Genomic DNA, 15033 nt, shown 5'->3' on the forward strand with positions numbered 1-15033 from the left:
ATAGCAAATCAGCTCATGTGAGGAGTGAACGATTTGCTTGTTTTTTTTTGCTTTATTCGCGTATTTGACCTTCACCATAAATGATGTATTTCGTCGATGTTAGTTCATTTAAGCCCATTGGACCGCGGGCGTGTAGTTTTTGAGTACTGATACCGATTTCTGCGCCGAACCCGAATTCAAATCCGTCCGTGAATCGAGTAGAGGCATTGACGTAAACTGCTGCAGCGTCGACTTGTTGTAAGAATTTTTGACTTGTGAAGTAGTTATCAGTGACGATGGCCTCAGAATGCTTAGTTCCATACTTGTTAATATGAGCGATTGCAGCATCTGCATTCGGCACCACTTTAATCGCTAAAATATAGTCCGCATATTCCGTTTCCCAATCGAGCTCGGTCGCTGGAATCACATCAGAAACGATGGATGCGACTTCTTCATCACCGCGAATCTCTACATTTTCTGCGCGGAGTCGGGAAGCGATGGTTGGCAGGAAATCACGGGCAATAGCTTCATGAATCAAGAGCGTCTCGGCAGCGTTACAAACAGATGGACGACTAGCTTTGGCGTTAACGATGATTTTCGTCGCCATTTCTTGCTGTGCCTCACTATCAATATATACGTGACAATTGCCAGTTCCAGTTTCTATAACCGGGACCGTTGCATTCTCAAGGACAGCTTGGATTAAACGAGCACTACCGCGTGGAATCAAGACATCAAGATAGGCGTTTAGCTTCATTAGCTGTTGCGCAGTGTCTCGTGACGTGTCTTCCACAATTTGCACAGCATCCGCAGGAAATCCAGAGCTAGCTAGCGAATCGCGAATCACGCGCACGAGGGCAAGGTTGGAATGGAAAGCTTCACTTCCACCACGGAGAATGGTCGCATTTCCTGTTTTGAAGCAAAGAACGGCAGCATCTACCGTGACATTTGGCCGTGATTCGTAAATAATACCAATAACACCCAGTGGTACGCGCTGTTTTCCAATCGTTAACTCTGCTTCGTTTTTCCACATATGCACGACTTCACCGATTGGATCCGCGAGAGCAACTACTTGTTTCACGCCTTCCGCGATATCCACAATTCGTTCTGGCGTTAAGCGCAACCGATCAAGCATCGCATCCCGAACGCCATTGTCCGAAGCCGTGGCTAAATCTTTCTCGTTGGCCTCTAAAATAGTAATTGTATTCGCGACTAAAGACACGGCAAGCGATTGTAGCGCCTCATTTTTCGCCTTCGTTTTTGCTTGTGCTAATACCAAGGCAGCTGCTTTCGCTTGTTTTCCTTTTAGAATGAGTTCGGTCATCGTTTCGTTTCCCCCCTTCACTAGATCCTTCGTAGCAAATAAAGTTCCCACTGGATCGCCATTCATAATATCGAAAATAGTACCTGGATTATTGCCGTTCGTCAGCACCATTTTCCCACCATTTTTCAAAACTATTTCAGCAGCGGCAAGTTTGCTCAACATACCACCAGTGCCAAATTCAGAGCCTTTTCCGCCAGCTAATGCTTGCAATTCCGGCGTGATTTGGTTAATCTCGGTAAACATTGTAGAATCCGGATTTTCATTCGGATTGCTATCATAAAAACCGTCAATATCCGATAACATAATCAGCAAATCGGCTTGGATAACTTCGGCTACAATAGCAGACAAACGATCATTATCACCGAATTTTGTAAGGTGCTCAATTTCTTCAATCGCGACCGTATCATTTTCATTGACGATAGGAACGATTTCGTTTTCGAGCAATTTATTGAACGTATTAATCACATTTTTGCGACTGACAGGGTAATCGATGACGTCGCGGGTCAGCAGGACTTGCCCGACCGTATGCCCATATTCACCGAAAAACTTACTATAAATATGCATCAGTTCACTTTGCCCAACCGCTGCGATCGCTTGCTGTTCAGGAATCGTAGTAGGGCGTGTGGCTAATTGTAGCTTATGACAACCAACGCCGATCGCGCCAGAAGAAACGAGCACAACGTCCTTGCCTTCATTAGAAAGGTCGCTGAGAACCATCGCTAATTTTTCAATAGTTCGTAAATTTATATTGCCATTTGGATACATGAGCGTACTAGTTCCAACTTTAATGACAATTCGTTTGCAGTTCTTTAAAGATGTACGCATAGAACGAGTCTCCTTTTCAAGTCAAATTATATTCCATTCATTGTACACTATTTCGGCGCACAAAAAAAACCCATTCTATCAAAAAAGATAGAACAGGTCGTGAATTTACGCTTTCGCAGGCTCTTTACCTGAGATTTGGCGTAAACCTTTATTGATAAGCGAGAAGATAACAATCCAAACAACAATGATAAGTAAAATTTGTTTGAACGCGATTTGTGGTAGTGGATTCCAAGGGCAGTCCCAAAGGAAATGAAGACCGATTGGGATAATGAATAGGCTCAGGAATCTGCCTGTGAAGATATGACGCATTTTGAGCTTCGAATCGGAACCTTTTGCAATCATTAATGCCGCGCCGGAAATAGCTGCCCAAACAACATGTCCACCGATTGATTGCCAACCACGAGAGAAAATGATACTTAACATAGTATCGCCAGCAAAATGGAGGTTTTTAAATACCGCGGCGGCTTCAAGGCTGTAATTAAATGCATAGCCCAGAGATTCAAAGGAGGCAAAACCGGCTCCAACTGCTGCCCCGATAAGTAAACCGTTCAAAATATATTTTGGCTTCAGTGCCACGATGAAGAGGGCGACGATGACCATTTTTCCGGTTTCTTCAATGACTCCGACTAAGAAAGCGTTGAAATAATTCAGTTTTCCGACGGGAATTAAATCATATAGAATCAGTGTGGCAACAAGTGCCGCGACACCACCGATAAAAAACATTTTTAGAACATCGAAGAAACTAATATTCCGTGGCGCGTTGATTTCGAAAAATAGCACAAGTACCGAAAATGGCATAGTGAACGATCCGATAACCATCAAGCCAGGAATCGTATTTGAATTAGAAAAAATATAAGTACAAGCAAGCAGTAAGAAATATGTGATAGCTAGCGCGAAAAATACACGAGAGAAAAGGAACGGTCTCGTCCAAGAAGATGCAATATCTCCTTCTTTTGGCGTTGTGTAAGTGGTACCTGCGATAAAGACTTTCTCACTATCTGATTTTGGATGCTTTTTAAAGACGTCCGCAAAAATATCACCCAGACCTAAATGCTGTGACCCATTTTTTTCGTGTGGATGGTGGTTTGTTTCTTTTTTTTGGACCTTTTGGAGCGTCATGAGGCTCGTGTGATTCATGAATCGTGTGGAAGATTGGGCTATCCTTTAGAAAGAGCCATTCCCCGCTTTCCTCTTGCTTGACTCTCGTTTCCGCAGTTAATTCCTTTCTTTTGTATAGTGTTCTGAGTTCGTAGTCTGTTAATGGACCAATTGTCTTGTCATTTTTTTGAAAATACCAATGAGACAAATGGATCGCCTCCCTTATTTATATTTAAAGTCTTTACCTATTTCCACAAAAAGAATAGGTTGAAACTTAATATATATAGAAAAACGATTTTATTTGGCCTTACGAAGTTCAGTATTAAGGGTTTGTGCCTGATTTAACAGAAAAATAATTGTATCGTCAATAAACTTAACAACTTCAGGGCGAATAGGTTGTCTGTCGAGTTGGATATCTTCTTCAAAACGGAGATCTTGCCTGATTTGCTCTAATGTTTTTGCAATATCTGGATTTTTTTTCTACTCGCTCGGTTTATAGTCGGAATCATTTTTTTTGGCCGACGAGATAATCTACAGAAACGTCGAATAGCATAGAAATATGACGTAACATCTCGATATCTGGCTCCCTGATGCCATACTCCCAGTTACCGTACGTAGATGTCGCGTTAAGGTCGAGTCGTCTTGCTGTTTCTGCTTTCGACCAACCTTTCTGCTCTCTTAAAATAGTTAATCGATGACTTAATTTGGGCATATAATCACTCCTTTTAGAAGTCATTATATCATAACTTACACAATACAGCTATTTTATTACACGAAACGAATGTTATGGATTTGACATCAACTATTAGAGTTGATATTATGGTTTTATAAACACAAATTGAGTAGAATGGAGCGATACACATGAAAGCAACTGCAGACAAGAAAATCAATTGGGCGAAAGTGAGAAAGAGAAGAGAATCTCTAGGCATTTCGCAAGCGTTTATTTCAAGGAAGATGGGATATAAATATAGTTCGGGATACTCTAACTTGGAGAAAGGGATGGTACGGCTAACAGCAGAAAAAGCAGCGGTATTAGCAGATATTTTGCGTTGCAAGCAAGAAGATTTCTTTAAATAAAATCCCTTCAAAACGTGACGATTTGTCGCGTTTTTTTATATGTCAATAAAATAAAACAAAAAAAGAATATCAACTAGCCGGAAAATCGTGTAAAATAGAGTCAAATGAGGACGAGTATACAAAATGGACTTATTCTGTGAGGAGTTTTTTAGTTATGAAAGGATCAGATATAATTTTTCCCACTATTGTAGAGAATTTTTTAAACGATGGCATCGCGATTCTTGGTGAAGAAGAGGAATACGTTGTACAGAAGTTTTTAGAGCAAGCCTATGTGGAGCAACCTTGCAATGAGGCGGTTGTGTACGCGCTAATTAGATTTTCCAATGCGAAACAGAATTTTGAAGAGGCAAAGGAAATTGGGCAAGCCTTTTTAATGATGGATGGTTACAATAAAGAGATTTTGGGCGAACTATCGGCTACTTTTTTATCACTGAATGAGATGGACACCTACTTCAGTCTGGTCAAACAGCATTTGGATAAGGAAGCGCAGTTGGACCACTTTGAAACGAATGGCATGGAGGAAGAGAGTAATGTCATTCCATTTCCGAAAAAAATTAAACCAAGACGGAGCGTTGCGAATTTTTTGGAGTGGGGAACTGCGGAACAATTGGAATTTTTGCAACAAGCGAGATTCCATGATGTGGAGCCATATGTTGAAGTTTTTTCTGTATTCTTAAAAGATGCGACAACATCCCCGTTCGTGAAATCGATGATATTTGAGCTTTTGCAAGAAAAAAAAAGTGGATGACCTTTTCTTAGTTAAAAAGGTAGGCATGGAGGAGCAAGTGAATCCGAGTAAGTTGCCATTTTTAGAGAGGGATCCTTTCATTGAGGAGCTGATTGAAAAACTAACGAGGCGATGGGAGCACACAAATCCGAGCTTTTTGGAGCAGTTGTTAGTCACTGTGCAACAACATCTTTTCATCATGTATCCATTCCGGTTTCCGTTTGAGAATACCGAGCTTTGGAGTGAAGCCTATAGCAAGTGGTTGTCACAAATGTATGGCGAAATTTGGCGAGATAATGCGGATATAAATCATGAAGAACTAATGGAAGCAACCCAGTTTATCGAGAGAATGGAGCAGGCGCAGCAAAATTATCTGCTTTAACCAGAGGATTGTAGTTTTCAAGTAGATAAGTTTTGTGTTATTATGTATGAGTGCGACTGAAATCAGTATTGAGGAATCAAGACTAATAACCAGTAAATAGATGTATGGAGGGAATACCATGTCAGTAAAATGGGAAAAAAAAAGAAGGTAATGTTGGTACATTAACTTTCGAAATCAATCAAGAACAAATCAAAACAGGAATGGATAAAGCGTTCCAAAAAGTGCGTAAAAATCTAAACGTACCAGGCTTCCGTAAAGGGAAAGTACCTCGTCAAATTTTCAACCAACGTTTTGGTGAAGAAGCATTGTATCAAGATGCGTTAGATATCATGTTGCCAGAAGTTTACGCAGCTGCAATTGAAGAATCTGGAATAGATCCAGTGGATAACCCGCAAATCAATGTGGAATCAATGGAAAAAGACGCAGTTTGGGTATTAACAGCAGAAGTTACTGTGAAACCTGAAGTGAAATTAGGCGACTATAAAGGCGTTGAAGTAGAAGCACGCGACGCGAAACTAACAGATGAAGAAGTAGATGCAGAGCTTAAGAGCATGCAAGAACGTCAATCGGAATTAGTTGTTCGTGAAGATGCTCCAGCTGAGGATGGCGATACAGTTATTCTTGATTTTGAAGGATTTAAAGATGGTGTTGCTTTTGAAGGCGGCCAAGCAGACAATCATTCATTAGAACTTGGGTCAGGTTCATTCATTCCAGGTTTTGAAGAACAAGTGGTTGGTTTGAAAGCTGGCGACGAAAAAGATATCGAATTAACATTCCCAGAAGAATACCATGCGGAAGATCTTGCAGGTCAAGCGGTTGTATTCAAAATCAAAGTACACGAAGTTAAAACAAAAGAAGTTCCAGAACTTGATGATGAGCTTGCAAAAGATATCGACGAAGAAGTGGAAACTCTTGCTGAATTAAAAGAAAAAGTAGCAAAACGTTTACAAGAAGCAAAAGAAGATAGCGTTGTCCAAGCAAAACAAAATGATGCGATTGCGAAAGCGGTAGAAAATGCAGAAGTGGAAATTCCACATGCGATGGTTCACCACGAAGCAGATCACATGATGAACCATTTTGCGCAAGATTTACAAGCACAAGGACTAACTCCTGAGCTTTACTATCAGTTCACTGGTCAAACAGAAGAAGCGATGCATGCACAAATGGAAACAGACGCTGAAAAACGCGTAAAAACAAACCTAGTTCTTGAAGCAATTGCTGAAGCTGAAGGCATCACGCCAACAGAAGCAGACATTGATGAAGAAGTAAAAACACTTGCTGACAAATACAGCATGGAAGTAGACGCAGTTCGTGCAGCATTAGGCGATATGAACGAATTGAAATCTGACCTTAAAATCCGTAAAGCAATCGATCTTTTAGTAGAAAATGCTAAAGAAGTGAAAGCAGCGGAATAATTTTTAGGAAGCAAGACAATTCACTAGTATGTTTAGGAGAGGGCATGAGATTATAACTTGTGTCCTCTCTTTGTTGCGCCTCTTATGAAGCGATTTTCGCTGAATTAGAGGCGCAATATGAGTGCGAGCAAAGCGAGCATTAGTTGTTCGTGTGCTGTTTTACGGCGAATAAGGACTGAGCGGTATCATATTTTGTGCTTCGAAAACAAGCTATGCTTCTTACTTGGAAAACGTGTTTTGTTAAATTACAATCATAATATTCAAGAATGCAATCGGCTCAATGTTTCTTAATAGCATTTCTCACAAACTAGTGATATGATAAACAGACATAAGCTTGTTTTATAAGGCATTACGCTTATGAAAACACTTAATTAGAAGGGGTGAAAACCTTGTTCAAATTTAATGACGAAAAGGGAACGCTGAAATGTTCTTTTTGTGGTAAAACACAAGACCAAGTGCGCAAATTAGTTGCGGGACCTGGCGTGTATATTTGTGACGAGTGCATCGAATTATGTAACGAAATTATTGAAGAAGAGCTAAATGTGTCCGAATTTGTGGACTTTGGCGATGTGCCGAAACCTCAAGAAATTCGCCGCATTTTAAGTGATTATGTAATTGGTCAAGACCGTGCGAAAAAAGCATTGGCTGTGGCGGTTTATAATCACTATAAGCGCATTAATTCTAACGAAAAAGCAGACGATGCTGTGGAGTTATCCAAGAGTAATATCTGCCTAATCGGACCAACTGGTAGTGGTAAAACATTGCTAGCTCAGACGCTGGCCAGACTTTTGAACGTTCCATTTGCTATTGCAGATGCTACGAGTCTAACAGAAGCTGGGTACGTTGGAGAAGATGTAGAAAATATTCTGCTGAAACTGCTTCAAGCGGCTGATTTCGATGTAGAACGTGCTGAAAAAGGTATTATCTACATTGATGAAATCGATAAAGTAGCACGTAAATCAGAGAACCCGTCTATCACCCGTGATGTTTCAGGTGAAGGTGTACAACAAGCCTTGCTGAAAATTTTAGAAGGCACGGTTGCAAGTGTTCCTCCACAAGGCGGGCGTAAGCATCCACATCAAGAGTTCATCCAAATCGATACAGGAAATATCCTGTTTATCGTTGGTGGCGCTTTTGATGGCGTGGAACAAATCGTTAAGAATCGTCTTGGTGAAAAAGTCATCGGATTCGGAACAGAAAATGAGCAACTAAAAGAGGATGAAACGTACCTTTCAAAAGTTGTTCCCGAAGATTTACTGAAATTCGGTCTAATTCCTGAATTTATCGGACGTTTACCAGTTATTGCAACATTGGAGCAATTGGACGAAGAGACATTGATTTCGATTTTGACAGAGCCAAAAAATGCCCTTGTGAAGCAGTACCAAAAAATGTTAGAGCTTGATGATGTAGAACTGGAGTTCACAGCAGAAGCTTTATCAGAGATTTCCAAAGAAGCGATTGCTCGTAAAACCGGGGCACGTGGTCTTCGCTCTATTATTGAGCATATTATGCTGGAGGTTATGTTTGAGATTCCTTCCCGTGATGATATCAAGAAATGCATCATTACGAAAGAAGCCGTTACTGGTGAAGCTGAGCCACAATTACAATTAGAAGATGGCTCTATTATCCCAATTAAAACATCAGCTTGATGGAATGAAAAACGCTAAGTCCAGATTGTGGATTTTAGCGTTTTTCTTTTTGGGAATTGGGTAAACAGTAGTTAGGATAGCGTTTCTATATTAGAAATGGATTAGAATTACTCAGACACGATATAATTTACTGTTTTTTTTTCAAGTGTTTCATGCTATACTTTAAATTGTGTTTAGTAGTAATTGTAGAGAGGAACTAGAGGATATGGATAGTGAGACTAATGAGACTAAAAAAAACTGGTCGTGGTAAAGGTAAGGCGATATGGGGATGGGTTCAAGTAATTCTTGTAGCGGTTGTACTTTCCATGGCGCTTCGCTATTTTGTGATTTCACCAGTTACAGTATTTGGGGATTCCATGTACCCAACATTGCATGATGGAGAGCACTTATTTATTAATAAAGTAACAGGTCCAGATCGATTTGATATTATCGTATTCCCTGCTCCAGATGAGAAGGATACAGAGTATATCAAACGCGTTATCGGATTGCCTGGAGATACGGTAGAATATAAGCAAGATCAACTGTATATCAACGGGAAGAAATACGATGAACCTTACTTAGATGAAGCGAAGAAAGATTTATCAAATGGCTATTTAACGACGCTAAATGATGGTGCACAAGGCAATCCTAACTTTTCCTTAGCAACAATACCGGCGTGTGGAGGGGCTACGAAGGTACCAGAGGGTAAATTATTTGTTTTAGGTGATAATCGCCCAATAAGTAAAGATAGTCGCTATATTGGCTTTATTGACGAGGATAAAGTACTAGGAAAAGTTATTTCGTTTGGTAAGTCGCTACAAAAATAAGAAACGAGAGTCTGAATTAGCCTCTAACCGAAAGCTTGCACACAAATTATGTGCAAGCTTTTTTTGTGTTATTAGTGTATACTTAGAACTATAAAAAATAAAATCCAAAGGGTGATAAGACTAGCAAGAGATTTAGGGGAGATGGCATTTTGAACGAGAAGAATTTAAAATTATTATGGAGCTGGACTTGGGCGATTGTGCTAGGTCTGCTTTTGACGCTGCTTATCCGTTTTTACTTTTTTGTGCCTGTGATGGTAGACGGTTCTTCAATGATGCCGACGTTGCACGATGGAGACCGTGTGATTATTAATCGTTTTGGAAATGTGGATCGCTTTGACGTGATCATTTTTAAAGACGAAGGTAGAGAATATGTAAAGCGTGTAATCGGAATACCTGGTGATAAAATAGTGTATAAAAATGATACGCTATTTATCAATGGGAAGGAGCAGGATGAGCCCTATCTAGATGATTATAAAAAACAGTTAGGAAATGCATTACTAACGGATGATTTTAGTACGGAAGACATGATCTCAGGAGGCGTTGTGCCAAAAGGGACGGTTTTTGTGCTAGGAGATAACCGCCGTGCGAGTAAAGATAGTCGGATTATGGGGCCAATTCCTGAGTCAAAAATACTTGGAACGACCCCGATTTGCTATTGGCCGCTGGAGCACGCGAAGTTTATTCGATAAAAGGAGTTTATTATGACAATACAATGGTTTCCGGGTCATATGGCAAAAGCCCGTCGCGAAGTAACAGAGAAATTGAAATTAGTAGATGTGATTTTTGAATTGGTGGATGCAAGGATTCCCTATTCTTCGTCCAATCCGATGTTAGAAGAGATTATTCATCAGAAAAGACGCGTGATTATTTTAAATAAAGCAGATACGGCTGACGAGAAAGTGACGCAGGAATGGATTGATCATTTTGCGGAGCGTGGATTACCAGCAGTTGCTGTGAACGCGCAGGAAGGTAAAGGGATGCATAAAATCGAGCGAGCTGCCGAAGCGTTGATGGCGGAGAAGTTTGAGCGCCAACGTAGTCGTGGTATGAAACCGAGAGCGATCCGGGCGATGATTTTGGGAATTCCGAATGTTGGAAAATCGACTTTGATTAATCGGCTGGTGAAGAAGAATATTGCTAAAACTGGGAATAAGCCAGGCGTTACGAAAGCACAACAATGGATTAAAGTGGGAAAAACGTTAGAGCTACTTGATACTCCAGGGATTTTATGGCCGAAATTTGAAGATCAGCGTGTTGGTTATAAATTGGCGTTGACTGGTGCAATCAAAGATGACTTACTACATATGGAAGATATCGCTGGGTTTGGGTTGCGCTTTTTAGAGGAACACTACCCAGAGAAGTTGCATCACTGGTTGCAAATTGAGGCCTTGCCAGAAGAAACGACGGAAGTTCTGGCGATGATAGCGGAACGGCGTGGTATCTATGATCGCTATCGTGATCCTGATTATTCGCGTGCGGCAGAGTTGCTAGTGAGAGAGATGCGCCAAGAAAAAATGGGCCGTGTTTCCTTTGATTTCCCAAGTGATTTGATAGTGGAGGACGATGAAGATGGCAGAGAAGCTAGCGATAATTAAGGAGCGACTGCAATTGGTGACGTCTGAAGAGGATTCGTTTTTTTCAAGAGTGTTTAATAGATGAGCGAAAAGGGGTTGCGAAATTAATTGCCTCGTTTCGACGTGAACAGGCGAAAAAAAGGGGCGCTTTCTGCTCAGTTAGAGGCGATGAAATACTATGAAAATGAAGCAAGGGCAAAGGGGTTTCAGGTCATTGCTGGAATCGATGAAGTGGGGCGTGGTCCTCTTGCTGGTCCTGTAGTTGCCGCTGCTGTTATATTGCCGGCTGATTTTGATGTCTTGGGTGTCAATGATTCGAAGCAATTGAATGAGGCAAAACGCGACGAGCTATTTGATGCAATTTTGGCGAAGGCGTTAGCTGTCGGAATAGGTATTAAATCTCACGAGGTCATTGATGACGTGAATATTTATGAAGCAACAAAATTAGCAATGGCGGATGCGATTGACTCGTTGGCATTAACACCTGATTTTTGCTTGATTGATGCGATGCCATTAAAACATTGTGAACAGGAGCTTTCTTTGATAAAAGGAGATAGCAAAAGTGTTTCTATCGCTGCAGCTTCTATCGTTGCAAAAGTAACGCGTGATAGGATGATGGTAGCGTTTGATGAGGAATTCCCTGGTTATGGTTTTGCGAAGAACATGGGATACGGGACGAAAGTGCATTTGGAAGGGCTTGAAAAACTGGGCGTATGTCCCATACATCGTCTTACTTTTGCGCCAGTGAAAAATATTTTTTTAGCCACTAAAGGCTAGCTGAAAAAGCAGTGGAAGCAGTGAAAATTATCTTTTGAAGAAGTTGAGATGATTTTACTGTTGGAAACTGCTTTTTTGCTATTTTTGACACAATTTACAAAATAGGAATGAGGGGATAAGATAGGGAAAACATAAAGGAGAGAAGACTACATGAAAAACTGGTTATTGCATATGAGATATTGTTCGGCGATTTCTGTCAAACAGTTAGGCAGGTTATGGCGTGAGTTTACAGCGGACCAATTAAGAAGAATGTCGCCAGAAGAAATAGCAACAAACTTAGAGATGTCAGAAGAACAGCGTGACAGATTCAAAAATGATTTTTCTCGATTTCACTTAGCGAATACTTTGCTGGAGCTGGAAAGGTACCAGATTGACCTCATTTCCATAGAAGATACGTGTTATCCAAGCCTATTACGTGAGTTATATGATCCACCGTTGCTTCTATTTACTAAAGGTGATGTAGGCTTACTAGCATGGGAGAAACTAGCTGTTGTGGGTACGCGAAAGATGACGGAGTATGGAAAACGAATAATCAATCAACTAGTTGCCCCTTTATGCAAGGAATCACTAGCTATTGTAAGTGGGCTAGCGATGGGGATTGATGCAGAAGCGCATCGTGAGGCGATGTGCGTGGGTGGAAAAACGATTGCGGTCATAGGTAGCGGCTTTTTACAATTTTATCCTATAGAAAACAAGCAATTGTTCGAAAAAATAATGAAAGAGGGGCTTGTATTAAGTGAATATGCGCCACATGTTACAGCGAGAAAGTGGCATTTTCCAGAACGAAACCGTATTATTAGTGGGCTATCGCTAGGAACATTAATTGTACAAGCAGAGAAAAGAAGTGGTTCGCTCATTACAGCAGATGCGGCATTGAATCAAAATCGTGAAGTATTTACTGTTCCTGGGAGTGTTTTTCAACGCAGCTCTGCCGGGACCAATAAATTAATTCAAGAAGGAGCGAAATTAGTAACAGAAGCTTCTGATATAATGGAAGAATTGCGTCAATAAGGATAAAATTCTACATTTTAAGTGATTAAGCTTGCATTTCTCGCGTATTTGATATAAGTTGGCTAAAGAATCATCATTATTCCGAACAGGCAAAAAAAGTTGGAATAAAAATGAATTGACAAATAGCACAACTAAGGATAACATTTACTACTGATTACACGTTTTATTTTTGTAATTAGAGTTGGAGACTATTTAAAATCGGAAGCTGAATGTCAGAAAATCTATTCTGGCGCGCTCCGCCGTCTTAAATGCGTATCCCAAATTAGGGAGGAATTAACAATGGCTGATTATTTAGTAATAGTAGAATCACCAGCAAAGGCAAAGACAATTGAGAAATACCTTGGTAAGAAATATAAAGTAAAGGCCTCTATGGGGCATCTTCGGGACTTACCAAAAAGTCAGATGGGTGTAGACACAGAGAACAATTTTGAGCCTCGTTATATTACAATTCGAGGCAAAGGTCCCATTTTAAAAGAGCTAAAACAAGCTGCAAAAAAAGCTAAAAAAAGTCTATCTTGCAGCCGATCCGGATCGTGAGGGTGAAGCAATTGCTTGGCACCTTGCGACAAGTCTTGGTTTAGACCAAACAGACGATTTACGAGTTGTTTTTAATGAAATTACAAAGGAAGCTGTGAAAGAATCATTTAAGCATCCACGTAAGATTGATATGGATTTAGTAGATGCGCAACAAGCTCGTCGTATTTTAGATCGCTTAGTAGGATATAATATTAGCCCTATCCTATGGAAGAAAGTGAAAAAAGGACTGAGTGCTGGTCGGGTTCAATCTGTCGCTCTCAAGCTTGTTATTGATCGGGAGAACGAGATTAAAGCCTTTATACCAGAAGAATATTGGACAATTGATGGTAATTTCAAAAAAGGGAAAAAAGAATTCCAAGCCAATTTTTACGGTATGAAGGGCAAGAAAAAGAAACTCTCCACTGTTGAAGATGTGAAAGACGTCATGTCAACGATTAAAGGTAAGCAATTCGAAGTTATCGATGTGGTCAAAAAGGAACGTCTACGTAATCCAGCGGCGCCATTTACGACATCATCCCTACAACAAGAGGCGGCACGTAAGCTTAATTTCAGAACACGTAAAACTATGATGTTAGCACAACAATTGTACGAGGGAATCGCGTTAGGCCGTCAAGGTACGGTTGGTTTGATTACGTATATGCGTACTGACTCCACCCGTATTTCAGATACGGCTATCCAAGAAGCGTCTACTTTTATTACAGAGAGATATGGCAAAGAATTCGGACGTACGCAAAAGAGAAATGATAAGAAAGCAAAAGGGTCTCAAGATGCCCATGAAGCTATCCGACCAACAAGTGCGATGCGTTCCCCACAAGATGTCAAAGAATATCTTGGTCGGGATCAATTACGCTTATACCGTTTGATTTGGGAACGTTTCATAGCGAGCCAAATGGCACCAGCTGTTTTAGATACGATGCGAGTGGATCTAGATAACAATGGCGTGATGTTTCGAGCAAACGGTTCTAAGATAAAATTTGCTGGGTTTATGAAAGTTTATGTGGAAAGTAACGATGATAATAAAGAAGAAAAAGAAAATATTTTGCCAGATTTGAAAAAAGGTGACAAAGTTGAGTCGCAATCACTGGAACAGCGCCAACATTTCACGCAACCACCGCCACGTTTTACAGAAGCAAGACTTGTTAAAACATTGGAGGAAGTCGGAATAGGTCGACCGTCCACTTATTCTCCTACGCTCGACACGATTCAGCGACGCAACTATGTGTCTTTGGATAATAAACGATTTGTGCCAACAGAACTAGGTGAAATCGTGCATGAACTTATTCGCGACTATTTCCCAGAAATACTAGACGTTCAGTTTACGGCTAATATGGAAGCGGAATTAGATGAAGTAGAGCAGGGCGAGATGCAGTGGGTGAAGGTTATTGACCAGTTCTACAAAGGTTTTGAAAAAAAATGTAGAACGTGCAGATAAAGAAATGGAAAAAATAGAGATTAAGGATGAACCAGCAGGGATTGATTGTGATCTCTGTGGTGCACCAATGGTCTTTAAAATGGGTAAATACGGCAAGTTCTTAGCCTGTAGCCGTTTCCCAGATTGTCGTAATACGAAGCCGATTGTTAAAGAAATCGGCGTAACTTGTCCTAAGTGTAATGAGGGGCAAGTAATCGAACGTAAGAGTAAGAAGAAACGAATATTCTACGGTTGTGATCGTTATCCTGCGTGTGATTACGTTTCTTGGGACAAACCAATCGCGCGTCCATGTCCGAAATGTAACGAGAAAGCCCTTGTTGAGAAAAAACTCAAAAAAGGTGTGCAAATTCAATGTACCAACTGTGATTATAAAGAACAACCCCAACAATAGAAAGTGTTATAAAATAGCTTGATACAATAGCA

The 15033-nt window shown here is 40.5% G+C and carries 9 protein-coding genes and 5 pseudogenes; 11 read left to right on the forward strand and 3 right to left on the reverse strand.

Features of this window, described 5'->3' with window-relative positions; translation table 11 throughout:
* Positions 1-52: 52 nt before the first annotated feature.
* The 3 genes and pseudogenes from PCORN_RS18095 to PCORN_RS01980 form a co-directional block, all read right to left on the reverse strand.
* Positions 53-2125: a glutamate-5-semialdehyde dehydrogenase gene (locus PCORN_RS18095; RefSeq protein WP_077913748.1), complete on the reverse strand. Its 2073-nt coding sequence runs from the start codon at positions 2123-2125 to the stop codon at positions 53-55.
* A gap of 105 nt (positions 2126-2230) precedes the next feature.
* Positions 2231-3431: pseudogene (locus tag PCORN_RS01975) on the reverse strand (PrsW family glutamic-type intramembrane protease).
* A gap of 89 nt (positions 3432-3520) precedes the next feature.
* A pseudogene (locus PCORN_RS01980) lies at positions 3521-3935 on the reverse strand (helix-turn-helix domain-containing protein).
* A gap of 149 nt (positions 3936-4084) precedes the next feature.
* On the opposite strand from PCORN_RS01980, the gene PCORN_RS01985 reads away from it, so the two are divergent.
* The 11 genes and pseudogenes from PCORN_RS01985 to topA all read left to right on the forward strand — a co-directional run bounded on the left by PCORN_RS01985 (position 4085) and on the right by topA (position 15001).
* Positions 4085-4300 carry a helix-turn-helix domain-containing protein gene (locus PCORN_RS01985; RefSeq protein ID WP_036077098.1) on the forward strand — a complete coding sequence of 72 codons (216 nt, stop codon included), beginning with the start codon at positions 4085-4087 and terminating at the stop codon, positions 4298-4300.
* A gap of 154 nt (positions 4301-4454) precedes the next feature.
* On the forward strand, positions 4455-5048 hold the full coding sequence (locus PCORN_RS18100) for a hypothetical protein (RefSeq protein WP_051999174.1): 594 nt from the start codon (positions 4455-4457) through the stop codon (positions 5046-5048).
* Positions 5041-5409, forward strand: coding sequence for a hypothetical protein (locus tag PCORN_RS18105; RefSeq protein WP_051999175.1), 369 nt, complete (start codon positions 5041-5043; stop codon positions 5407-5409). Before PCORN_RS18100 ends, PCORN_RS18105 begins: the two co-directional genes overlap by 8 nt.
* A 118-nt stretch (positions 5410-5527) precedes the next feature.
* A pseudogene (gene tig, locus PCORN_RS01995) lies at positions 5528-6824 on the forward strand (trigger factor).
* A gap of 389 nt (positions 6825-7213) precedes the next feature.
* Positions 7214-8473, forward strand: a complete 1260-nt coding sequence (gene clpX, locus PCORN_RS02000; protein WP_036077100.1) for an ATP-dependent protease ATP-binding subunit ClpX — start codon at positions 7214-7216, stop codon at positions 8471-8473.
* Positions 8474-8694: 221 nt separating this feature from the next.
* Positions 8695-9279, forward strand: a complete 585-nt coding sequence (sipX, locus tag PCORN_RS02005) for a type I signal peptidase SipX (protein ID WP_051999176.1) — start codon at positions 8695-8697, stop codon at positions 9277-9279.
* A gap of 149 nt (positions 9280-9428) precedes the next feature.
* Positions 9429-9968 (forward strand): type I signal peptidase SipZ, encoded by a 540-nt coding sequence (gene sipZ, locus PCORN_RS02010; protein WP_036077103.1) that lies wholly within the window; start codon positions 9429-9431, stop codon positions 9966-9968.
* A 12-nt stretch (positions 9969-9980) separates the two neighbouring features.
* A complete protein-coding gene (gene ylqF, locus PCORN_RS02015) occupies positions 9981-10874 on the forward strand; it encodes a ribosome biogenesis GTPase YlqF (protein ID WP_036077106.1) in 894 nt (297 codons plus the stop codon).
* Positions 10849-11630, forward strand: a pseudogene (locus tag PCORN_RS02020) (ribonuclease HII). The gene ylqF and the pseudogene PCORN_RS02020 overlap by 26 nt, the downstream one beginning before the upstream one ends.
* A gap of 150 nt (positions 11631-11780) precedes the next feature.
* Positions 11781-12641 carry a DNA-processing protein DprA gene (gene dprA / locus PCORN_RS02025; RefSeq protein WP_036077108.1) on the forward strand — a complete coding sequence of 287 codons (861 nt, stop codon included), beginning with the start codon at positions 11781-11783 and terminating at the stop codon, positions 12639-12641.
* 279 nt (positions 12642-12920) lie between these two features.
* Positions 12921-15001: pseudogene (gene topA, locus PCORN_RS02030) on the forward strand (type I DNA topoisomerase).
* Positions 15002-15033: the final 32 nt, after the last annotated feature.

The organism is Listeria cornellensis FSL F6-0969 (assembly GCF_000525855.1).
Classification (GTDB): Bacteria; Bacillota; Bacilli; order Lactobacillales; family Listeriaceae; genus Listeria_A; species Listeria_A cornellensis.

Excerpts from the sequence above, each read along its gene's own strand:
- PCORN_RS01985 (WP_036077098.1), top strand. The coding sequence starts at position 4,085 with ATGAAAGCAACTGCAGACAAGAAAATCAATTGGGCGAAAGTGAGAAAG.
- PCORN_RS18100 (WP_051999174.1), top strand. The coding sequence starts at position 4,455 with ATGAAAGGATCAGATATAATTTTTCCCACTATTGTAGAGAATTTTTTA.
- sipX (WP_051999176.1), top strand. The coding sequence starts at position 8,695 with ATGAGACTAAAAAAAACTGGTCGTGGTAAAGGTAAGGCGATATGGGGA.
- PCORN_RS18095 (WP_077913748.1), bottom strand. The coding sequence starts at position 2,125 with ATGCGTACATCTTTAAAGAACTGCAAACGAATTGTCATTAAAGTTGGA.
- dprA (WP_036077108.1), top strand. The coding sequence starts at position 11,781 with ATGAAAAACTGGTTATTGCATATGAGATATTGTTCGGCGATTTCTGTC.
- ylqF (WP_036077106.1), top strand. The coding sequence starts at position 9,981 with ATGACAATACAATGGTTTCCGGGTCATATGGCAAAAGCCCGTCGCGAA.